We start from the raw sequence: 21,118 nt of genomic DNA on the forward strand, positions 1-21,118 counted from the left end.
CCCCGGGCGGGGGCTCGCGTTGCCGGATTCCGGCAGCGCTGACTACCCTCTCGTTGCCGGACACCGCGCATCGGGCGGGACCGGCAGGGGAGGCGCCGAGTGGGGGAACAGCAGGAGGCGTACCTGACCGGGTACGCCGAGATCCTCGCGCAGGTCGCCGGCACGGGACGCCGGCTGAACCGCGACGAGCTGGAGGAACGGCGGCGGCTCGGTGAGCAGGCCGCGGAAGAGGGTCACAGCCTGCGCACCCTCGTCCGGGGGCATCTGGACGCCACGCGCGTCTGCTGGCCCGGCGCGGCGGGCAGCGGGGGCACGACCGACAGCGTGCTCGGCGCCGTCGGCCAGGCCGTGGACGCCTTCGCCGAGGGGTACGAACGCGCGCAGCGTCTCGCCGTACGGCAGGAGGAGGCGGCGCGGCGGGAGTTCATCGACGACCTGCTCTACGGACGCAGCGACCTGGGTCGGCTCGCGGAGCGGGCGGAACGTTTCGGCCTGGTGCTGTCCCGGGACCACGCCGTGGCGGTCGCGCAGGGACCGGACACCTACGACGACACCTCGACCGTCACCCGGCTCGTGGAGACCGCGCTCATCTCCCGCTTCGGCGACCGGCGGATCCTGATCACCACCAAGAACGGCCGGCTCATCTGTATCGCGCCCGGCGACCAGGACGACGTCCTCGCCTTCTTCGCGAAGCAGGCCTACGCCGCCACGGAGGGCAGCCGGGTGGCCATCGGCCGGCCCCGCAGCGGCGCGGGCGGCGTGGTGCACAGCTACGAGGAGGCGCTGAGCACCCTCGAACTCGCCGACCGCCTCGACCTCGACGAACCCGTGGTGCGCGCCGTGGACCTGCTGGTCTACCCGGTGCTCACCCGTGACCGGCAGGCCATGGCCGACCTCGTGCTGAGCGTGCTGGGTCCGCTGCGGGACGCCCGGGGCGGCGCCGAGCCGCTGCTGCAGACCCTGGAGGTGTACTTCGACTCGGGGTGCACCGCCGCCGAGGCCGCGCGGCGTCTCGCGCTCAGTGTGCGGGCGCTGACCTACCGGCTGGACCGCATCCACCAGCTGACCGGGGCCAACGCCGCCGATCCCATGCACCGTTACACCCTGCAGACCGCGGTCATCGGGGCCCGGCTGCTGGGCTGGCCGGCCGAGGAGATCTGACCGGGGGCGACGGCCGAAGACCAGCGACGGTGCGGGCGGCACGTCCCCCGTCCCCCGTGGGACCCGGTCCGAGCGACCCGGTCCTGCGTGCCGTCCCCCTCCCGCCCGTCGCTGAGCTTCGGTGAAACGCATCGTCACACGGGAGGTGACGATCCGTCACTGCCGGTCTCCGGCAAACTTCGAGCGTCTTCCATGCCGCCCTCACGCCCTGGAACCGGCCGGACGGGCCGGGCAGTCTTGTCCGTCGTGGTGAGCGTTCCGAACCAGGTTCCGGCGGGCGGTGTGCCCGGCGACGCGTCCGCGCACATGGTGGTGTGCGGCGACGACGGGCTGGCGCACCGGCTCGCGGCCGAGCTGCGCGGGGTCTACCGCGAGCAGGTCACGCTCGTCGTCCCGCCCTCCGGGCGCCAGGCGCGCCAGCCCGTGGTGGGCCGGGCGCGTGCGGCCTCGGCGGCGCTGCTGGACCGCTTCAACGCGGCCGTCAACCGGACGGGCAACGGTGCCGGCAACGGCTCGGGCGGCAACGCGTCGGGCGGTGGCGACGCGGGCGGCGCCGGGCGTGAACTGGAGGCCGCCGAACCGACCGAGGAGGTTCTCGCCGAGGCCGGGGTGGACCGGGCCGCCGCGCTCGCCCTCGTCTACGACGACGACGAGACCAACATCCGCGCCGCCCTCACCGCCCGCCGGCTCAACCCACGGCTGCGGCTCGTGCTGCGCCTGTACAACCGGCGGCTCGGCCGGCACATCGAGTCGCTCCTCGACCAGAGCGCCGCGCTGGCGACCGGCGGCAGCCGCGACCCGGGCCTGGACGGTGCCGGCACCTCCACGACCGTGCTGTCCGACGCCGACACGGCCGCACCCGCCCTCGCGGCGACCGCGCTCGTCGGCACCAGCAAGGTCGTCGAGACGGACGGACTGCTGCTGCGCGCGGTGGAACGCCAGCCCCCGCGTCCGGGGGAGGTGGCCGATCCGGGGCTGTGCACCCTCGCCCTGCTGTCCGCCACGAGCAACGACCCGGCCGGGGCCGACGGTTCGGAGGGGAGCGGCGAGCAGGCGCCGCAGCTGCTGCCCGACGAGGATGCGGTGGCGGCGGCCACCGGGCGCGGCACCGTCGTCCTGGAGCAGGTGGCGTACTCCGGGCCGCCGCTGCCCGTCGTACGGGCCGGGGTGCCGCCCTTCGCGTCCCTGTTCTCGCGGCGGCTGCGATGGTCGCTGGCCGGGCTGGGGGCCTGCGTGGTCGCGCTCGCCGTCGCGCTGATGGTGATCACCCGCGACCATCCGCTGCACGCGACGTACGTGACGCTCCTCGACCTGTTCGCCATCAACGACCCCGCGCACAACGAGGACTCCGGGCGGCAGATCCTCCAGCTGCTGTCCGGCTTCGTGGGACTGCTGATGCTGCCGGTGCTGCTGGCGGCGGTGCTGGAGGCGCTCGGGACCTTCCGCAACGCGTCGGCGCTGCGGAAGCCGCCGCGCGGGCTGAGCGGGCACGTCGTGCTGCTCGGGCTCGGCAAGATCGGCACGCGGGTGCTGACCCGGCTGCGGGAGATGGACATCCCCGTCGTGTGCGTCGAGGGGGATCCCGAGGCGCGTGGGATGGCCACGGCGCGGCGGCTGCGGGTGCCGGTGGTGCTCGGGGACGTCACGCAGGAGGGGGTGCTGGAGGCGGCCAAGATCCACCGGGCGCATTCGTTGCTCGCGCTGACCAGTGTGGACACCACGAACCTCGAGGCGGTGCTGTACGGGAGGTCCGTGCGGCCCGATCTGCGGGTGGTGCTGCGGCTGTACGACGACGACTTCGCGACGGCGGTGTACCGGACGCTGCGCGGGGCGCACCCGGGGGCGCTGACCCGCAGCCGGAGTGTGACGCATCTGGCGGCGCCGGCGTTCGCCGGGGCGATGATGGGGCGGCAGATCCTGGGGGCGATCCCCGTGGAGCGGCGGGTGCTGCTGTTCGCGGCGGTGCGGGTGGCGGGGCATCCGCAGCTGGAGGGCAAGACGGTGGGGGAGGCGTTTCGGGCGGGGGCTTGGCGGGTGCTGGCCCTGGAGGTGCCGGAGACCTCCGGTGGGGGGCAGGTGGAGGGGGTGCGGGAGCCTCGGTTGGTGTGGGATCTGCCGGGGACGTATGTGCTGCGGGGGGAGGATCGGGTGGTACTGGCGGCTACGCGGCGGGGGCTGGCGGAGTTGCTGGGGCGGCGGGGTGCGGTGCGGCGGGCGGACGTGTAGGGGCTCCCACCTGCAACCCCGCCAGGGGGCTCCGGCCCCCTGGACCCCCGGCCTGTGCCCACCCACCACCCGACTCGGCCGGCCAAGAGGGCACCCTCAGGCCCCGGCTCGGTCGGCCGAGAAGGCACCCTCAGCTCGGCTCGGTCGGCCGAGAAAGCCCCCCGGCCAGGGATCGGTCCTCGGCCGGGGAGGTGCCCCGAGCCCCTACGGCCGTGGCAGGTGTCTCGATGCGAAGTCCAGTTCCAGGGCCACCTGCTTGATGCGTTCGTCGACGACCAGGGAGCCGTGGCCCGCGTCGTAGCGGTAGACCTCGTGGACTGCTCCCCTTGCCTCCAGGCGCTCCACGTAGTTCTCGATCTGACGGATCGGGCAGCGCGGGTCGTTGACGCCCGCGGAGATGTAGACCGGGGCCTTGACCTGGTCGACGTAGGTCAGGGGCGAGGACGCCTCGAAGCGGTCGGGGACCTCCTCGGGGGTGCCGCCGAGCAGCGTGCGGTCCAGGGCCTTCAGTCCCTCCATCTCGTCGTGGTACGCGGTGACGTAGTCGGCGACCGGGACGGCGGCGATGCCCAGGGTCCACGCGTCGGGCTGGGTGCCGAGGCCGAGAAGGGTGAGGTAGCCGCCCCAGGAGCCGCCGGTGAGGATCAGGCGGGCGGGGTCGGCGAGGCCGGAGCTGACCGCCCATTCCCGCACCGCCGCGATGTCCTCCAGCTCGATGAGGCCGACCCGGTGCTTGAGGGCGTCCGTCCAGGCCCGGCCGTATCCCGTCGAGCCGCGGTAGTTGACGCGGACCACCGCGTACCCGTGGTCGACCCAGGCGGCCGGGCCCGCGGCGAAGGAGTCGCTGTCGTGCCAGGTCGGTCCGCCGTGGATGTCGAAGACGGTCGGCAGCGGGCCGGTCGCGCCCGCCGGCTTCTGGACCAGGGCGTGGACGCGGCCGCCGGGGCTCTCCACCCACACGTCCTCCACCGGCACCGAGCCGGGCGACTTCATGCCGGGCGGGTCCAGGACGGTCCGGCCGGTCGTGGAGCGCACCGCCGACGGCTCGGCGGCCGACGACCAGAGGTACTCCACGCTGCCGTCGGGGCGGGCCGTCGCGCCGGAGACGGTGCCCGCCGGGGTCTCGATCTCCACCAGTTCACGGGCGGCGAAGTCGTAGCGGAACAGCTCGCTGCGGGCCTCGAAGCCGTGCACGATCAGCAGGGCGCTGCCGTCCGGATACCACTCGGCGCTCACGTCGCCGGGCAGCTCCAGTGCGAGGTCCGTCTGCTCGCCCGTCGCCACGTCCCACACCAGGGGCTCCCAGCGGCCCCGGCGCTGGTGCCCGATGAGCAGCCGGGTGTCGCCGTCGACGGGGGCGAAGCCCAGCACCTCCAGGCCCAGCTCCTGCTCGCCGCCCTCGGTGTCGTCGAGCTCGGCGACCGTCGTGCCGTCGGGGCGCAGGACGCGCAGCGCGGAGTGCATGGCGTCGCCGTGCTCGGTGTGCTCGATCGCGATCAGCGTGCCGTCGTGGGAGAGGTCGCCGACGCCCGCCGACTCGCGGTGGCGGTAGATCTCCACCGGGGCGGCCCCGGTGTGCGCGAGGTGGATCGTCGTCCCGTCCTCGTCGGTCGAGCGGCCGATCACCGCCGTCCGCCCGTCCCGGCCGAGGGCGAGACCCGCCGGGTAGGACGGGTCGAGGCCCGGCACCGCCAGCTCGTCCTCGCCGCCCACGAAGGGCTGGCGGCGCCAGACGCCGAACTCGTCGCCGTCCTTGTCGTCGAACCACCAGATCGACTCGCCGTCCGGGGAGAGCACGCCGTCCGTGGTGCCGTTGGGCCGGTTCGTGACCTGCCGCTGCTCGCCGGTCGCCCGGTCCCAGGCGTACAGCTCGTACGTCCCCGTCGCGTTCGACACGAACAGGGCGTGGTCCGGCGCGTCCTCGGCCCAGTCGGGCAGCGAGACCCGCGGCGCCCGGAAGCGCTTCTCCCAGTCCGGCATCCCCTCCCCCTGCACCCGTACGCCCCGCGTGTCCTGCTGATCCGGTGAGACGGACCCGTTGCTCTCAGTCATGGCCCCATAGTGCCCCGCCGCGCCGACAAAGCGCAGATCAGATCCCCAGCCTGTGGAAAACTTCGCTCGCACCTCGCCCGTGTCCCGCTCGTCCACAGCCCCGCGGGCCGGACACCCGGGCAGGCCCCGTACCGTGGAGGGCGTGTACCGGTTTCTGCTGACCCCCCGATGGTGGGGAATCAACGTCTTCGTCGTGCTCGCCATCCCCTTCTGCATCTTCATGGGGTCCTGGCAGCTGGGCCGGTTCGAGGACCGGGTGCAGGACCACAACAGCGCCACCACCCAGGCGGAGTCCGCCCGGCACGAGGCGGCCCGCCCGCTGGCCGAGCTGCTGCCCGTGGACAAGGCCACGGTCGGCAAGCAGGTCACCGCGCGCGGCCGGTACGGCGAGCAGTTGCTCGTGCCGGACCGGAAGCTGGACGACCGGCAGGGCTACTACGTGCTCACGCTGCTGCGCACCGACGCCGGCCAGGCGCTGCCCGTCGTACGGGGCTGGCTGCCCGGCGATCCCGACCCGGCGAAGGTCCCGGCCGCGCCGGCCGGCGAGGTCACCGTCACCGGCGCGCTCCAGGCGTCCGAGACGCCCGGCGACAACGGCGTCAGCGCCCGCTCCGGGTGGCCCGAGGGCCAGACCGGCGCGATCAGCGCGGCGACCCTGGTGAACCTCGTGCCGTACGACGTCTACGACGCCTGGGTCACGCTCAACCAGGGCGACTCCGGGATGCGGGCCGTGCCGGTGAGCGCGCCGCAGAACACCGGCCTGGACCTGAAGGCCTTCCAGAACCTCGGCTACACGGCCGAGTGGTTCGCCTTCGTGGGCTTCGTCGTCTTCATGTGGTTCCGGCTGCTGCGCCGCGAGACGGAGCTCGCCCGGGACGCCGAGCTGGGCCTGGTCCCGGACGGGGACGAGCAGGAGGACGAGGACCGGGACGCGATCGCCGACGGCGGCGACGCCCGCCGCAGCCCGTCCGGCGTCTGACCACGGGCGCCTCCGGGCACCGCCCCGGCGCCCGCTCACGTCACGTGCCGGCCAGCACTCCCGTCCAGTACACCGTCCCCGCGCACGCGTTGGGCACCGTGATCGCGGCCGGTCCCGCGCCGCCCTCCGGGGAGTACGAGACCGTCACGCTCCCGTCGGCCGCGCCCTCCTCGGTGATCAGCTGAGTCGTCGTGCCGGTGTCGCCGCCCGTGGACGTGCCCGCGCCGGCCGTCGGCTCCTGGGTGGTGGGCGACGGGTCGGGCGTCGGATCGCCGGAGCCGCCTCCCGTGCTGCCGCCGCCTGTGGTCGGGCAGGTCTCCGAGGGCACCCAGGCGAACTGCACCTCGTAGGAGGCACCGGACGCCAGCGTCAGCGCCGCGGACTCCAGCGACGGGTCGGGCAGCGCGGCAGCGGCATCGCCGGCCGCGTGCCGTGCCGTGCCGATCTTTGCCGGGTCAGCCGCGCCCTGCGGGGTGGCGGCCACGCTGCCGGGACCGGCGACGGTGCAGCTGCCCGAGGAGACGTTGGTGACGCGGAAGGAGCCGTAGACGGCGCCCGCCGAGTCGGGGGCGGCGCTGCTCGCGACGGCCGGGCCGAGCTGCTGGGCCGCGCACAGCGGCAGGTCGGCGGGGCTGCTGGCGGAGGGCCCGGCACCGGTGGCCGACCCCGTGGCGGAGCCGGTCTCCTCGTCCGTCGGCCGCTCCTTCGGGTCCGCCGTCTCCTTGCCCTCGTGCTGCCCGGAGGAACCGGCGATGCCGTTCTGGCCGCCCGCAGGGTCCTTGCCCTGGCTGGTGCCGCCCTGCGCCTGCGAGGCGTTGCCCGCCACGGACGGATCGGCACCGGGACCGGTGGCGCCCGACACGTGGACGAGGGCCGGAACCGCCGTGCCGATGAACAGGGCGGCGGCCGCCATGCCGACGACAGCCTGTCGCTTGCGGGCCCGCCGGGCCGGTACCGCCCGGCGCAGGTGCTCCAGGGTGCCGTCGCTCGGCTCGATGTCCTGTACGGCGCCTTGCAGCAGCCTGCGCAGCGCCAGCTCGTCGGGGGCGAGCCCGGCGGGCCCCTGAGTGTCGGGGGTGTCGGGGCCCTGATCGGCGGGGCCGTGGTTCACAGTTCCGTTCCCAGCGTGCGTGTGCTTCGGCTCTTGCCCGGTCGGCTCGGCCGGCTCGTGATCCTCGGGGGCGTCACGCCGTGCCTCGTTGCCGTCGCTCATGCCGGCGCCTCCATGGCCACCCTGAGCGCCGCGATGCCACGGGAACCGTACGCCTTCACCGAGCCCAGCGATATTCCGAGCGTCTCGGCGACCTGAGCCTCGGTCATGTCGGCGAAGTACCGCAGGACCAGGACCTCGCGCTGGCGGCGCTGAAGTCCCTTCATCGCCTTGATCAGGGAGTCGCGCTCCAGCTGGTCGTAGGCGCCCTCCTCCGCGCTCGCCATGTCCGGCATGGGCTTGGAGAGCAGCTTGAGACCGAGGATGCGGCGACGCAGCGCCGAGCGCGAGAGATTGACGACGGTCTGCCGCAGGTACGCCAGCGTCTTCTGGGGGTCGCGCACGCGTTTGCGCGCCGAGTGGACGCGGATGAACGCCTCCTGGACGACGTCCTCGCAGGATGCGGTGTCGTCGAGGAGGAGAGCGGCGAGACCGAGCAGCGACCGGTAGTGGGCACGGTAGGTCTCGGTGAGATGGTCGACGGTGGTGCCCGCCGCCACGACGTCCTCGGCGCCGTCACGCTGATTCGGGAGGCGGGCCGGCCGCGCTGCGGGCATCGGCGCGATCACCGGCATGCCACCGGCCGCGCCGACCGCACGGGGACGGACGGGCCGGACGGGTGCCCGTACGACGGGGCCACGCGCTGCGGTGAATTCGAGTACCTCTGCCACGCCAGTTGGACACGTCCGCCCCCGTGAGGGTTGTACGTGCCGGGCGTCACGTTCCGGAGTCTGCCGGGCGGCCACCCGGCCGACGGTGCGTCATAGGCCCTCATCGTCCCGCTCTTCCCCTATGTCCCATGTGAACGAGCGTCCCCACGCCCGCCCTCGGCGTCCCCACGCCGATCCACGCGCCCCGCGCCCTGAATGGGTGACCGCAAAGACGCTCCCCGCCCTCCGCACGGTTGCGGGGGCGGGGAGGAAATCCTCTGACGCCGCAGGTGCCGGGTACAAGTGGTCCGGACCTGGTTCCGGATCACATCTCCCTCATGGATCCTACAAACGAACCTCACAGCGACCGGGGCTTTTTGCCCCGCCCTGCCCGTCCGGCCCGTTCAGCGGAGCTCGGCCGCGACCAGCTCCGCGATCTGCGCGGTGTTCAGCGCTGAGCCCTTGCGCAGGTTGTCGCCGCAGACGAAGAGTTCGAGCGCCGTCGGGTCGTCCAGGGCCCGGCGTACCCGGCCGACCCAGGTCGGGTCGGTGCCGACCACGTCGGCGGGGGTGGGGAACTCACCGGCGGCCGGATCGTCGAAGAGGACGACGCCGGGCGCGGTGGCCAGGATCTCCCGCGCCCTGTCGACGGTGACCTCGCCCTCGAAACGGGCGTGGACGGTCAGGGAGTGGGTCGTCACCACCGGGACCCGTACGCACGTCACCGCCACCGGCAGCCGCGGCAGTCCGAGGATCTTGCGGGACTCGTCCCGCACCTTCATCTCCTCCGACGACCAGCCGTCCTCGCGCAGCGAACCGGCCCACGGCACGACGTTCAGCGCGACCGGCTCCGGGAACGGCCCGGTGTCGTCGCCGACGGCCCGCCGCACGTCACCGGGGTGGGTGCCCAGCTCGGTCCCGGCGACCAGCGCCAGCTGGCGGCGCAGCGTGTCCACGCCGTCCCGCCCGGCCCCGCTCACCGCCTGGTACGAGGAGACGACCAGCTCGCGCAGCCCGAACTCGGCGTGCAGCGCGCCCAGCGCGACGATCATGGACAGCGTCGTGCAGTTGGGGTTGGCGACGATGCCGCGCGGCCGCATCCGCAGCGCGTGCGGATTGACCTCGGGCACGACGAGGGGCACGTCCGGGTCCAGCCGGAACGCGCCCGAGTTGTCGACCACCACCACGCCCTTGGCGGCGGCGACCGGCGCCCACTGCGCGGAGACCTCGTCGGGGACGTCGAACATGGCGACGTCGACCCCGTCGAAGGCCTCCTCGGTGAGCGCCACGACCTCGACCTCCTCACCGCGCACGGCCAGCTTGCGGCCGGCCGAGCGGGGGGAGGCGATCAGACGGATGTCGCCCCAGATGTCCGCGTGCTGGGACAGGATCTGGAGCATCACCGAACCGACGGCGCCGGTCGCTCCGACGACGGCCAGGGTCGGCCGTCCGGTGCGCCCGGCGCCTTGGATGCCGGACATCAGCGCCCGGTGCCCCCGTAGACGACGGCCTCGTCGCTGTCGGAGTCCAGGCCGAAGGCGGTGTGCACGGCGCGCACGGCCTCGTTCACGTCGTCCTTGCGGGTGACGACCGAGATGCGGATCTCGGAGGTCGAGATCAGCTCGATGTTCACGCCCGCGTCGGACAGCGCGGTGAAGAAGTCGGCGGTGACGCCCGGGTTGGTCTTCATCCCGGCGCCGACCAGCGAGATCTTGCCGATCTGGTCGTCGTAGCGCAGCGAGTCGAAGCCGATGCCGGAGCGGTTCTTCTCCAGGGCGTCGATGGCCTTGCGGCCCTCGGACTTCGGCAGGGTGAAGGAGATGTCCGTCAGGCCCGTGCTGGCGGCGGACACGTTCTGCACGACCATGTCGATGTTGACCTGGGCGTCGGCGATCGTCCGGAAGATCGCGGCAGCCTCGCCCGGCTTGTCCGGCACGCCGACGACCGTGATCTTGGCCTCCGACGTGTCGTGCGCGACTCCGGAGATGAGGGCCTGCTCCACCTGCTTTTCCCCTTGCTTGATCGGCTCGCTGCTGACCCACGTGCCCTGCAGTCCGCTGAAGCTGGACCGCACGTGGATCGGGATGTTGTACCGGCGGGCGTACTCCACGCAACGGTGGAGGAGCACCTTGGAACCGGAGGCGGCGAGCTCCAGCATGTCCTCGAAGGAGATCCAGTCGATCTTCTTCGCCTTCTTCACCACGCGCGGGTCGGCGGTGAACACGCCGTCGACGTCGGTGTAGATCTCACAGACGTCCGCGTCGAGCGCGGCGGCGAGAGCGACGGCCGTGGTGTCGGAGCCGCCCCGGCCCAGCGTGGTGATGTCCTTGCTGTCCTGGCTGACGCCCTGGAAACCGGCCACGATGGCGATGTTGCCCTCGTCCACCGAGGTGCGGATGCGGCCCGGCGTGACATCGATGATCCGGGCTTTGTTGTGGACCGAGTCGGTGATGACACCTGCCTGGCTGCCGGTGAACGACTGGGCCTCGTGGCCCAGGTTCTTGATCGCCATGGCCAGCAGGGCCATGGAGATACGCTCCCCGGCGGTCAGCAGCATGTCGAGCTCGCGCCCGGCAGGGATCGGGGAAACCTGCTCGGCGAGATCGATCAGCTCGTCCGTCGTGTCGCCCATCGCGGAAACGACGGCGACCACCTGGTTGCCGTTCTTCTTCGCTTCCACGATCCGCTTGGCGACGCGCTTGATGCCCTCGGCATCGGCTACGGAGGAGCCTCCGTACTTCTGCACGACAAGGCCCACGTGCGCTCCTCGCTCAATCCGTATCTTTCCGCACGTACGTACATGTACTGCGGTCGGTTCATTCTATCGAGCGTCCGAATTTCCCCCCTGCGGTATCGCATGGTGAGACCCGTACGCGCTCAGGCTGGCTCATGCCCATCGCTGGGCGGGTCACTCGGGAAAGTGCCGTGTGTCACACGTTCACAAGCGGGAGGAGTCAGTCCGCCAGGTCTTTGAGGGGCTGGGTGTCGAGGGTGATGCCGACGGGGTCGGGGAGCGTCACGGGGGCGCCGAAGGCACTGTTCACCTGCTTGCGGTACCGGCCGTCCTGCGGCTCCGTGAACACGGTCACCGTGCAGTCGTCCCGGTCGACGAGGAGGTAGACAGGGATGCCCGCGGCGGCGTACCCATCGGGCTTGTCGACTCGGTCGCGCTGATTGGTGTCGGAGTCGTACGACGTGATCTCAACGGCCATCAGGGCTCCGTCGGCCTCGGACCACTCACCGTCTCCCTTCAGGCCGCCCACACGTACCAGCACGCCGTCCGCGCGGGCCCGCCCCTTTCGGTACCTCTCGGTCTTCAGACCGCTTTCCGCGTGCAGCCACAGGTCCGGCCGATGCTGCATGCACACCCGTTGCAGCCACGCGATCATCTCGCGATGGGTGCCGTCCGCCATGGGTTTGACCACGACCTTTCCATGGATGAACTCCAGCCACACGGACTCCGGGGCATGGCGTTCGAACTCCTCGAACTCCTCGACGGACATCTGTGGCCGATGCTCGGTCCTTGGGGTCATGGCGTCGCCTCCTCGACACCATGGTGCCCCGGCCGGCGCATCCTGCACGCTCACAGCGCCCGCTCCACCCTCGGTCGGAGGCCCGCCGCCTCGCGTACCTCTGCCGCGCGGCGGGGGACGTCCACCCACGTGTCCACGGCGTGCACCTCGGGGGCGGCGAGGAACGTGTCCGGTACGTATCCGGCGTCGAGCTGTCCGGCCTCCTCGGCGGCCACGGCCGCCTCGAACTCGGCGCGGCAGTCGGGGCAGAGGCCGCCCTTGATCTCCGTCGTCCGCTCGTCCGCGTCGCAGTCCATGCAGGCCATGACCGCGCGGGTGACGCGGGCCCGGCGCGGGGCGGCCTTCTGGCGGATCCTCGCCTTCTTCGGGGGCATCTTGTTCTCCAGTCGGTTGCGGGCGAGACCGCCCGGGTTGTTCACGGTCGCGGGCAGGCCCTCGGTCACCGCCCGGGTGATGTCCCCGGGCGTCGCCCCGCGCGCCAGCCACTCCCCCGCCAGCGAGGCGAGCGACCGGCAGTCGGCTTCGGAGAGGGACATCCGGGGGTCCGCCTCGCGGATTCCGGCGAGGGTGAGGTACGAGGTGGCGGAATCGGGGTCGGGCTGTGGATCCGCCTGTGGATCCGCCTCCGGTTCGGCTTCCGGATCGGGCAGTTCGGGCTCGTCCGTGCGGGCCAGACCGGAACGGAGGTCACCGGGCACGATCCGGCCGTCCCGCTCCCGCGCGAACTCCTCCCACCACGCCTCCGACCTGCGCGTACGCGACCAGTACGTCCGCGTGACCCACCGCATCGTGTTGTCCTCGACGGTGATGTGCTCCCTGATCCAGCGCAGGTGGCCGGCTCCGGCGAGGCGGTTCAGCGACGTGCGCATGGCCTGCTGGCCGTAGCGGGGGTGATGCGCCGCGAGCACCTTGTGGCCCATCGCGTGACCGTCCTCGAGGTGGTCGACGAAGACGGCGATCTCCGCCTCACGCGGGCTCAGATGTGCGAAGTCCGGGTCCGCATGCGGGTCTTCGTCGCCTGCGAGGCGCTTCCCGTAACCCGGATTGGCCATCGGGTGGGACGGGGAGGGGAGGGCGGGACTAATGTTGTGGCAAGCCACCATCGACTTCTCCGATGCGTAGGTCAGGCCCCGGATTTGGTGTTGCCAGCACCGCCGGGGCCGTCATATTCACTGGTCGTTTGCCGCGAACCTAGAGCGGCATCACGCAGCGACGCAAGCTGCTCACGCAACGTCACCCTTACGAGGTACGACGCCTCAACTCGCGTTCAGACTTGGTTGGTTGGGTATGTCAACCAGACCAGAAAACCAAGGGAAGAGCTCGGATCCCGAGGCTCAAGCTCCGGGCCGAACTGCGTCGATGAACGCCGCCCAGGCGGACGCGGAGACCTGGAGTTCGGGGCCGGTGGGCGCGGTCTTGGAGTCGCGGATGTGGATGACGGGGGTGATGGCGACTTCCACGCAGTTGCCGCCTTCGGAGTTGCTGTAGCTCGACCTGAACCAGTTCAGCTGGTCAGCCATGGCGATCCATCATCCCCTCGATGAAGCGGGCCGACTCAGCCGGGCTGAGAGCCTGCGCGCGGAGCATGCTAAGCATCTCGATGGCGCGGCTGACAACCTTCGGGTCGGCCGATAGATCGCTCGTCAGAGCACCTTCGGTGAACGCGAACCGCTCGTGATCGCCCGTTTCGAGCAACACCATGGGTCCCATCAACGCGGCCGGGACAGCCCTGTCGAACGGAAGGACCTGCAGCATGACGTTGCGCAGGTCAAACATCTCCGCCAGGCGGCCGAGTTGCACCGCCTCCACCTGCGGACTGCGCAGGGCGGCCTCGTAGACGATGAAGCTGAAGGCGACCGGCGGCTTCGGCTCGGTCAGAATCGCCTGTCGCTCGAGGCGCGCGACGATCCGCCTCTCCGCCGTCTCCTCATCCAGGGGCGGATGGTGGTTCTCGATGAGCGCTCGGGCGTACCCCTCCGTCTGCAAGAGCCCGGGTACGTAGGCGGTCTCGTACGACCAGACACTGATCGCCTCCTTCTCCCGCGCCATGAAGTCCTGAGCCCCCACCGGGAACTTCTCCCGCTGGAGATAGTCCTTCGCGGCGCTCAGCAGCCCCTCCGCCCGGCACAACTCGTCGGCGACGTCCAGTACGCGCGACGTCGGCATCCGGACGCCCTGCTCCATGGACTTGATCGTGTCCGGCGAGTAGTTCGCCGCCGCGGCCAACTGCTCTCTGCTCACGTTGGCCTTGGTGCGCCAGCGCTTCAACTGGTTGCCGCTGAAGCGCCACATGGCAGGTGATTGGGACACAGCACGCACCTCCGACCGATACACCCCTGCGTGTATCACCCCAGTCACTACCGAGCGTAGCCTCGTGGACGTCAGCGTGTGACCATGACGAACACACTTCACCGCCCCGTCTGGGTCCCGCTCTCTGGACACCAACTGCACGTCGCGGGCGTGTACTTCGACGCCGTGCGGATCGACGGCATCCGCGGGGAGCTGATCGCCGACTGGCTCGTGGAGGCGACGGATGAGGACGCCGGGCCGATCGTGTGCGAGGCCGGTGGTGGACGCTGGGTGTACTTCCTGCTGACGCCCGGCGAGGTCGCGGCGCACGACTGGCCGCTCGGTGTGCAGCGGCTGGGCGGCGGACAGGGGACGCGGAGCGTCACCTACGTGGGCATCCCGGCGCTGGAGGGCAACACCTGGCCGCTGCGCTGGTACAGCGCGCCCACGTCCTCCGCGCCGTACGTCGACGCGAAGGCCCTGCTCGGTGCCGTTACTTGACCGGGCGCAGGCCCAGCGGGCCGGCGATCTCCTCGACCATGACGCGGCCCGCCTCGCGTTCCAGGGCGTCGTCGCCGAGGTCCTGGTCGGTGTCCAGGCCGTCCAGCTCCTCCAAGGGCTGGTTGAGGCGGACGTGGGCGACGACCGACTGGAGGGCTCGCAGGGTCGCGGAGGCCGTGGAGCCCCAGTTGGAGAAGTAGGAGAACTGCCACCACCACAGGGCCTCCGTGGTGCGGCCCGCCTTGTAGTGGGCCATGCCGTGGCGGAGGTCGGTGATGACGTCGGTGAGGTCGTCCGAGATACGGGCCGGGACCGGCGCCTTGCGGGGCTCGTAGGGGTCGAAGACCTCGGAGTAGACGTCGATCGGGTCGAGGATGCGGGCGAGGTTCTCGCGCAGGTCGTCGACGTCGAGCTCGGGGCCCGGGTCCGGCTCGTAGCGCTCGTCGGGGACGATGTCCTCGTGGGCGCCCAGGCGGCCGCCGGCCAGCATCAGCTGGGAGACCTCCAGGAGGAGGAAGGGCACGGCGGAGTCCGGCTCGTCGCCCTTGGCGACCTCGGTGACCGCGACCAGGAAGCTCTCGATCTGGTCGGCGATCTGGACCGCGAAGTCGTCGGGGTTCTGGTTGGTCGCGTGCAGCGTGGCGTCAGACATCTAGGAGTCGTCTCCCCTCGAAGGCGCGGCCGAGGGTCACCTCGTCCGCGTATTCCAGGTCGCCGCCCACCGGGAGGCCGCTGGCCAGGCGGGTGACCTTGAGGCCCATGGGCTTGATCATGCGGGCGAGGTACGTGGCCGTGGCCTCGCCCTCCAGATTCGGGTCCGTGGCCAGGATCAGCTCCGTGACGGTGCCGTCCGCGAGACGGGCGAGCAGTTCACGGATGCGCAGGTCGTCGGGCCCGACCCCGTCGATGGGGCTGATCGCGCCGCCGAGCACGTGGTACCGCCCGCGGAACTCACGGGTGCGCTCGATGGCGACGACGTCCTTCGGTTCCTCCACCACGCAGATGACGGAAGGATCGCGGCGCGGGTCGCGGCAGATGTTGCACTGCTCCTCCTGCGCGACATTGCCGCAGGTCGCGCAGAAGCGGACCTTGGCCTTCACTTCCATGAGGGCCTGGGCGAGACGCCGTACGTCGGTCGGTTCCGCCTGGAGGATGTGGAAGGCGATCCGCTGCGCGCTCTTGGGACCGACGCCGGGCAGCCGCCCCAGCTCGTCGATGAGGTCCTGGACCACGCCTTCGTACAACGGACTGCCGTCCTTCCTGATGTTCCTGCACTACGTACGGTAGAGGGCTTCGGCCCGTCTTAGAAAGGCAGACCGGGGATACCGCTGCCGCCCAGACCCTGGGCGAGGGGGCCCAGCTTCTGCTGCTGGAGGGTCTGCGCGTTCTCGTTGGCCGCCTGGACGGCGGCGACGATCAGGTCGGCGAGGGTCTCCGTGTCCTCCGGGTCCACCGCCTTCGGGTCGATCTTCAGGCCGCGCAGCTCGCCGGAGCCGGTGACGGTGGCCTTCACCAGGCCGCCGCCCGCCTGTCCGTCGACCTCCGTCTGCGCCAGTTCCTCCTGCGCCCTCGCGAGGTCCTGCTGCATCTTCTGGGCCTGCTGGAGCAGCTGCTGCATGTTGGGCTGGCCACCACCGGGGATCACGTTCAGCTCCTGTCACCGCTGTCGCCGCGCTGTCGCGGCGGGTTTTTCCCGTTCGGGACGAGCCTACGTGCTCCGGGCGGCCCTCGCCCCAGCACTCTTTCGAGTGACTTCGGTCCGCGCCCTATACCTGATCAAGGGCCTCTTCCGGGCGGATAAGGGCCCGAAACCGGGTTTTCGCCACCCATTGGGCGGTAGGAAGGGTCCGGCGCGTCAGCCTCGCGGGTCACACGAGCACCCCGAGGTCATCACGGACGGTGAGCAGTAGGGAGTGCCGGGTGGGTCAGCCGGAGATGCAGCCCGAGGGGCCGCCACAGGACGGGCCGCGCGGTGAGGGGGCGGCCGGGCCGCGTACGGGCGACGACCTCACCGGCCGTGCGCTGCCGCTCGGCGACTGGGCACTGCCCGCCGAGCGGCTGGACGAGCTCTACCGGTGGGTGGAGCGGGGCGCGCTGGAGACGGCGGCCTGGTATCTCACGGACCGGGTGTGGAAGCGGCGCGGGGCGCGGCTGCTGCGGGGCGGGGCGGCGGTGGGCGGGCTCGGCGGGGCGGTGCTGCCGTTGCTGGACATGACGGGGGTCGCGGGCGGGGCCGCTGCCTGGGGGTATCTCGCGTTGCTGCTCGGGGTGGCGTGCGTGGCCGGGGACCGGTACTTCGGGGTGACCGCCGGGTGGATGCGGGACGTGGCGACGGCGCAGGCGGTGCAGCGGAGGTTGCAGGCGCTGCAGTTCGACTGGGCGTCGGAGAGCGTGCGTGAGGTGCTGGGGCCTGCGGACGGGACGGCGAGTGAGGCGGCGGAGCGGTGTCTGGGAGTGCTGCGGCGGTTCTCGGAGGACGTGACGGAGCTGGTGCGGGCGGAGACGGCGGACTGGATGGTGGACTTCGGGAGCGGGTCGGCGCCGTTGGGGTTGCAGTGGGTGGGGGGTGGTGGGGGGCGCTCGGACTCGGGGGCCGGGGTGCCGGGTCGGTTTTCCGTGGCGGCGAATGGGGCTCGGCCGAATATGCCTCGGCAGCGGCCGCCGGAGCCGCGGTGAAGGGCGGGCGGTGCTTGGGGGCGCGGCGGCGCTGAGGCTGGGTGGGGTGGGTGCGCGTGGCCCGGTGTTGCCGGGGTGCCCGGCGCGGGTGCGGGGCGGGTGGGTGACGCGGCCCGGCGTTGCGGGGTGCCTCCCCCACTCTCGGCTTCGCTCGAGCGGGAGGTGCCCCCACCGCCCACCCGTGCCGCCCCTGGGGGTACCTCCCAGGCCGTTCAGGCACTGGGGGAGGCACGACTGCCCGCAGCTGGGTAGGACGGCGGCACGACTGCCCGCAGCTGGGTAGGACGGCGGCACGACTGCCCGCTGCTGCGGCGGCTGCGGCGGCATGGCCGCTGCCCGTGGTTGCGGTGTGCGGGTTATTGGTGGGTGTAGGTCAGGGATTCGCCCGTGGTGGTGTTGGTGCGGGTCAGGGTGCCGTTGGGGAGGAGGGTCACCTCTGTGGGTTCTCCCGGGGTGCAGGACGAGGGTGGGCCTGAGGTGACCGTGGAGGGGCCCAGGCGGACCGGGCCGTCCGGGCCCGGGTCGGTCGACAGGTCGGCTTCGAAGACGCAGTGGTAGCTGCCGTTGCCCGCAGGACCCTCGGCGACGAGGGAGAGGACCGTGTCGCCGACCTCGCCCTGCTGGATGGTCAGGCGGCGGGTGTGCACGCCCGAGGCGTTGTCGATGGTCGTGGTCCAGGTGCCCAGGTAGCCGGTCGGGATCGTGCCGTCCGGTGCGTCCGGGGTCTCCGGGGCGCTCGACGTGCCGTCCGTCGGGTCCGGGCCGGACGTGTCCGTGCCCGTGGTTCCCGGGGTGGCCGAGGCGGTCGTCGGGTCGCCGCCGGTCTTCCCCCGGTCGTCCTTGCCGCCGCTCATCAGCGCGTAGACCGAGCCGCCGGCGCCCAGCGCGACGACCAGGGCGACGACGACCAGCAGCGCGGTGGAGCGGCCTCTGCGTGAGGGCTCCTGGGGCGGGCCGTAGGGGACGTACGGCGGAGGACCGTACGGCGGGGTCGAGCCCGGTCCGCCGCCGTGCGGGTACGGGTGGGGCTGCGGGTGGTACGGCGCCGCTCCGGGCGGCTGGATCCAGGCCGGTGCCGGGGCGTAGCCGTGTGCGGGTGCCGGGTTCGCGGGTGCCGGGTTCGCGGGTGCCGGGTTTGCGGGCGCGGGTGCCGGGGCGGCGCCGGCGACCAGCGTGGGGAGGTGGTTCGCCGGGCCTGCGCTGCCCGGCTGCCGCGGGGGCGGGGGTCCCGGGGTCCCGGCGGCGGGCGGCGCCTCCGGTGCCGCTGGGGCCGCGGCAGCCGCGTCCGCCCCGTCCTCCGGGTTCTCGGTGTCCAGCAGCCGTACCGCGTGCCGGCCGAGCTGGGCCACCAGGGCGCTGGGGAGCCACGGGTCCCTGGAGCGGCCCTCCGCGACGGTGTCCTGCGCGCCCGTGCGCTCCAGCACCTCGGCGAGGGAGGGACGGGCCGCCGGGTCCTTCTTCAGGCAGTCGCGGACCAGCTCGGCGACGCCCTCGGGCACGGACTCCAGGTCGGGTTCCTCCTGCGCGATGCGGAACATCAGCGCGTGCACCCCGCTGTTGGCGGTGCCGAAGGGCAGGTTGCCGGTGGCGGCGTAGGCGAGGACCGAGCCGAGGCAGAAGACGTCGCAGGCCGGCGTGATCCGGTCGCCGCGCACCTGCTCGGGCGCCATGAAACCGGGCGAGCCGACGAGCGCGCCGGTGCGGGTCAGTCCGCCGTCGGTCACCGTCTCCAGGGCCCGCGCGATGCCGAAGTCGATGACGCGAGGGCCGTCGATGGTGACGAGCACGTTGGACGGCTTGAGATCGCGGTGCACGATCCCGGCGGCGTGGATGTCCTGGAGGGCGTGCGCCAGACCGGCCGCCAGGGTGCGTACCGAGCGTTCCGGCAGGGCGCCGTGGTCGTGGCCGACGACCTGCTGGAGGCTGGGCCCGGCGACGTACCCGGTGGCGACCCACGGCACGGCGGCCTCGGTGTCGGCGTCCAGCACGGGCGCCGTCCAGTACCCGCCGACCCGGCGCGCGGACTCGACCTCCTGCCGGAACCGCTCGCGGAACTCCTCCACCGCGGCCAGTTCCTCGCGCACCAGCTTCACGGCGACCGTGCGGCCCCGGTCCGACCGGGCGAGGTAGACCTGCCCCATGCCGCCCGCGCCGAGCCGCCCCAGCAGCCGGTAGGACCCGATGTCCTGCGGGTCCCCGTCCCCGAGCTTGTGCATGCCGCGCCGCCTTCCCCCGCACGTGAGAACCCACGTGAGCAACAGATCGAGGATAGTGCGGGGCGGGCCCGCGGAGAGGGGGCCTTGTCTACGGTTATGTAACAGGCGGGGCCGCCCGTTCCGCCCCGTCCCGCCCCGCCGCGTCGACAACCTGTCGCGGAAAGCCCGCGACCACATACAGGACGCCGATTCCGTTTCCGCATCGCGGACACCTACCCTCGGCCGCATGACCCCTCAGCCCAATCCCCAGGCCGGCGCGGCCGTGAAGGCCGCGGACCGTGCGCACGTCTTCCACTCCTGGTCCGCACAGGAGCTCATCGACCCGCTCGCCGTCGCGGGCGCCGAAGGGTCGTACTTCTGGGACTACGACGGCAAGCGCTACCTCGACCTCGCCAGCGGCCTCGTCTACACCAACATCGGCTACCAGCACCCCAAGGTCGTCGCCGCGATCCAGGAACAGGCGGCGAGGATGACGACGTTCGCGCCGGCGTTCGCCGTCGAGGCGCGCTCCGAGGCGGCACGGCTGATCGCGGAGCGGACGCCCGGCGACCTGGACAAGATCTTCTTCACCAACGGCGGCGCCGACGCCGTCGAGCACGCCGTGCGCATGGCGCGGCTGCACACCGGCCGCCCGAAGGTGCTCTCGGCGTACCGCTCGTACCACGGCGGCACCCAGCAGGCGATCAACCTCACCGGCGACCCGCGCCGCTGGGCCTCCGACACGGGCACCGCCGGTGTCGTGCACTTCTGGGCGCCCTTCCTGTACCGCTCGCGCTTCTACGCCGAGACCGAGGAGCAGGAGTGCGCCCGGGCGCTGGAGCACCTGGAGTCGACGATCGCCTTCGAGGGGCCCGGGACCGTCGCCGCGATCATCCTCGAGACCGTGCCGGGCACGGCGGGGATCATGCTGCCGCCGGCCGGTTACCTGGCCGGTGTCCGCGAGATCTGCGACAAGTACGGGATCGTGTTCGTCCTGGACGAGGTCATGGCCGGCTTCGGCCGGACCGGCACCTGGTTCGCGGCCGGCCTGTACGACGTGGTGCCCGACCTGATGACCTTCGCCAAGGGCGTGAACTCGGGCTATGTCCCGCTGGGCGGCGTCGCGATCTCCGCGGAGATCGCCGGGACGTTCGCCGAGCGCCCCTACCCCGGCGGGCTGACCTACTCCGGGCACCCGCTGGCCTGCGCCGCCGCCGTCGCCACCATCAACGTGATGGAGGAGGAGGGCATCGTCGAGCACGCGGCCCGGCTCGGTGCCGAGGTCGTCGAGCCCGGCCTGCGCGAGCTGGCCGAGCGGCACCCGAGCGTGGGCGACGTGCGCGGTGTCGGCATGTTCTGGGCGCTGGAGCTGGTGAAGAACCGGGAGACCCGGGAGCCGCTGGTGCCGTACAACGCGACCGGGCAGGACAACACCCCGATGGCCGCGTTCGCCGCGTCCGCCAAGGCCCACGGCGTGTGGCCGTTCGTGAACATGAACCGGACGCACGTGGTGCCGCCGTGCAACATCAGCGAGGCGGAGCTCAAGGAGGGCCTGGCGGCGCTGGACACGGCACTGTCCGTGGCGGACGAGTACACGGAGTAGGCCCCGCCCGCCGACCGGGCCCCGGGGCGCCCCGGGCGCGTAA

Annotated in this window: 19 protein-coding genes; 6 read left to right on the plus strand and 13 right to left on the minus strand. The window is 72.2% G+C overall.

All coding sequences use genetic code 11. From position 1 onward, the window contains the following. Positions 1 to 99 precede the first annotated feature (99 nt). Positions 100 to 1,161, plus strand: coding sequence for a helix-turn-helix domain-containing protein (locus tag AB0E77_RS30870; RefSeq protein ID WP_361577229.1), 1,062 nt, complete (start codon positions 100 to 102; stop codon positions 1,159 to 1,161). 306 nt (positions 1,162 to 1,467) lie between these two features. Further along, complete coding sequence (locus AB0E77_RS30875; protein WP_361577294.1) at positions 1,468 to 3,387, plus strand: NAD-binding protein; 1,920 nt, start codon at positions 1,468 to 1,470, stop codon at positions 3,385 to 3,387. Between the two features lie 204 nt (positions 3,388 to 3,591). Here AB0E77_RS30875 and AB0E77_RS30880 read toward each other — a convergent pair whose 3' ends face one another. Next, the gene (locus tag AB0E77_RS30880; RefSeq protein WP_361577232.1) at positions 3,592 to 5,439 is read right to left on the minus strand and encodes a prolyl oligopeptidase family serine peptidase; all 1,848 of its coding nucleotides are present in this window, start codon (positions 5,437 to 5,439) and stop codon (positions 3,592 to 3,594) included. A 142-nt stretch (positions 5,440 to 5,581) separates the two neighbouring features. Here AB0E77_RS30880 and AB0E77_RS30885 point away from each other — a divergent pair, with 142 nt between their 5' ends. Further along, on the plus strand, positions 5,582 to 6,418 hold the full coding sequence (locus tag AB0E77_RS30885; protein ID WP_361577234.1) for an SURF1 family protein: 837 nt from the start codon (positions 5,582 to 5,584) through the stop codon (positions 6,416 to 6,418). Positions 6,419 to 6,458: 40 nt separating this feature from the next. On the opposite strand, the gene AB0E77_RS30890 is transcribed toward AB0E77_RS30885, so the two are convergent. The 8 genes from AB0E77_RS30890 to AB0E77_RS30925 all read right to left on the minus strand — a co-directional run bounded on the left by AB0E77_RS30890 (position 6,459) and on the right by AB0E77_RS30925 (position 14,103). After that, on the minus strand, positions 6,459 to 7,631 hold the full coding sequence (locus AB0E77_RS30890) for a hypothetical protein (RefSeq protein ID WP_361577237.1): 1,173 nt from the start codon (positions 7,629 to 7,631) through the stop codon (positions 6,459 to 6,461). Next, complete coding sequence (locus tag AB0E77_RS30895) at positions 7,628 to 8,203, minus strand: SigE family RNA polymerase sigma factor (RefSeq protein ID WP_361577296.1); 576 nt, start codon at positions 8,201 to 8,203, stop codon at positions 7,628 to 7,630. Before AB0E77_RS30895 ends, AB0E77_RS30890 begins: the two co-directional genes overlap by 4 nt. A gap of 479 nt (positions 8,204 to 8,682) precedes the next feature. After that, complete coding sequence (locus tag AB0E77_RS30900) at positions 8,683 to 9,759, minus strand: aspartate-semialdehyde dehydrogenase (RefSeq protein ID WP_361577240.1); 1,077 nt, start codon at positions 9,757 to 9,759, stop codon at positions 8,683 to 8,685. Further along, complete coding sequence (locus tag AB0E77_RS30905; protein ID WP_361577243.1) at positions 9,759 to 11,036, minus strand: aspartate kinase; 1,278 nt, start codon at positions 11,034 to 11,036, stop codon at positions 9,759 to 9,761. The genes AB0E77_RS30900 and AB0E77_RS30905 overlap by 1 nt, the downstream gene beginning before the upstream one ends. A gap of 196 nt (positions 11,037 to 11,232) precedes the next feature. Then, the gene (locus AB0E77_RS30910; RefSeq protein ID WP_361577246.1) at positions 11,233 to 11,811 is read right to left on the minus strand and encodes a Uma2 family endonuclease; all 579 of its coding nucleotides are present in this window, start codon (positions 11,809 to 11,811) and stop codon (positions 11,233 to 11,235) included. A 50-nt stretch (positions 11,812 to 11,861) separates the two neighbouring features. Next, the gene (locus AB0E77_RS30915) at positions 11,862 to 12,863 is read right to left on the minus strand and encodes a hypothetical protein (protein WP_361577249.1); all 1,002 of its coding nucleotides are present in this window, start codon (positions 12,861 to 12,863) and stop codon (positions 11,862 to 11,864) included. 282 nt (positions 12,864 to 13,145) lie between these two features. Continuing rightward, a complete protein-coding gene (locus AB0E77_RS30920; RefSeq protein WP_361577252.1) occupies positions 13,146 to 13,331 on the minus strand; it encodes a DUF397 domain-containing protein in 186 nt (61 codons plus the stop codon). Then, the gene (locus AB0E77_RS30925; RefSeq protein ID WP_361577255.1) at positions 13,324 to 14,103 is read right to left on the minus strand and encodes a helix-turn-helix transcriptional regulator; all 780 of its coding nucleotides are present in this window, start codon (positions 14,101 to 14,103) and stop codon (positions 13,324 to 13,326) included. The genes AB0E77_RS30920 and AB0E77_RS30925 overlap by 8 nt, the downstream gene beginning before the upstream one ends. 102 nt (positions 14,104 to 14,205) lie before the next feature. Between AB0E77_RS30925 and AB0E77_RS30930 the strand changes: the two genes are divergently transcribed. Next, positions 14,206 to 14,601 (plus strand): hypothetical protein, encoded by a 396-nt coding sequence (locus tag AB0E77_RS30930; RefSeq protein ID WP_361577258.1) that lies wholly within the window; start codon positions 14,206 to 14,208, stop codon positions 14,599 to 14,601. Here AB0E77_RS30930 and AB0E77_RS30935 read toward each other — a convergent pair. Genes AB0E77_RS30935 through AB0E77_RS30945 form a run of 3 tightly spaced genes read right to left on the minus strand, consistent with a single transcriptional unit; the run spans position 14,594 to position 16,246 of the window. Beyond that, a complete protein-coding gene (locus tag AB0E77_RS30935) occupies positions 14,594 to 15,253 on the minus strand; it encodes a DUF5063 domain-containing protein (RefSeq protein ID WP_361577261.1) in 660 nt (219 codons plus the stop codon). The genes AB0E77_RS30930 and AB0E77_RS30935 overlap by 8 nt on opposite strands. Then, on the minus strand, positions 15,246 to 15,845 hold the full coding sequence (recR, locus tag AB0E77_RS30940; RefSeq protein ID WP_087808111.1) for a recombination mediator RecR: 600 nt from the start codon (positions 15,843 to 15,845) through the stop codon (positions 15,246 to 15,248). The genes AB0E77_RS30935 and recR overlap by 8 nt, the downstream gene beginning before the upstream one ends. 59 nt (positions 15,846 to 15,904) lie before the next feature. Then, on the minus strand, positions 15,905 to 16,246 hold the full coding sequence (locus tag AB0E77_RS30945; RefSeq protein ID WP_361577264.1) for a YbaB/EbfC family nucleoid-associated protein: 342 nt from the start codon (positions 16,244 to 16,246) through the stop codon (positions 15,905 to 15,907). 275 nt (positions 16,247 to 16,521) lie between these two features. Here AB0E77_RS30945 and AB0E77_RS30950 point away from each other — a divergent pair, with 275 nt between their 5' ends. Then, the gene (locus AB0E77_RS30950) at positions 16,522 to 17,277 is read left to right on the plus strand and encodes an SLATT domain-containing protein (RefSeq protein ID WP_361577267.1); all 756 of its coding nucleotides are present in this window, start codon (positions 16,522 to 16,524) and stop codon (positions 17,275 to 17,277) included. 356 nt (positions 17,278 to 17,633) lie between these two features. Here the strand turns inward: AB0E77_RS30950 and AB0E77_RS30955 are convergent, their stop codons facing one another. Next, positions 17,634 to 19,493: a serine/threonine-protein kinase gene (locus AB0E77_RS30955; RefSeq protein WP_361577270.1), complete on the minus strand. Its 1,860-nt coding sequence runs from the start codon at positions 19,491 to 19,493 to the stop codon at positions 17,634 to 17,636. Positions 19,494 to 19,719: 226 nt separating this feature from the next. On the opposite strand from AB0E77_RS30955, the gene AB0E77_RS30960 reads away from it, so the two are divergent. Next, positions 19,720 to 21,075: an aspartate aminotransferase family protein gene (locus AB0E77_RS30960; RefSeq protein ID WP_361577273.1), complete on the plus strand. Its 1,356-nt coding sequence runs from the start codon at positions 19,720 to 19,722 to the stop codon at positions 21,073 to 21,075. The last annotated feature ends 43 nt before the right edge of the window (positions 21,076 to 21,118 follow it).

Source organism: Streptomyces sp. NPDC032940, assembly GCF_040636935.1.
Taxonomy (GTDB): domain Bacteria; phylum Actinomycetota; class Actinomycetes; order Streptomycetales; family Streptomycetaceae; genus Streptomyces.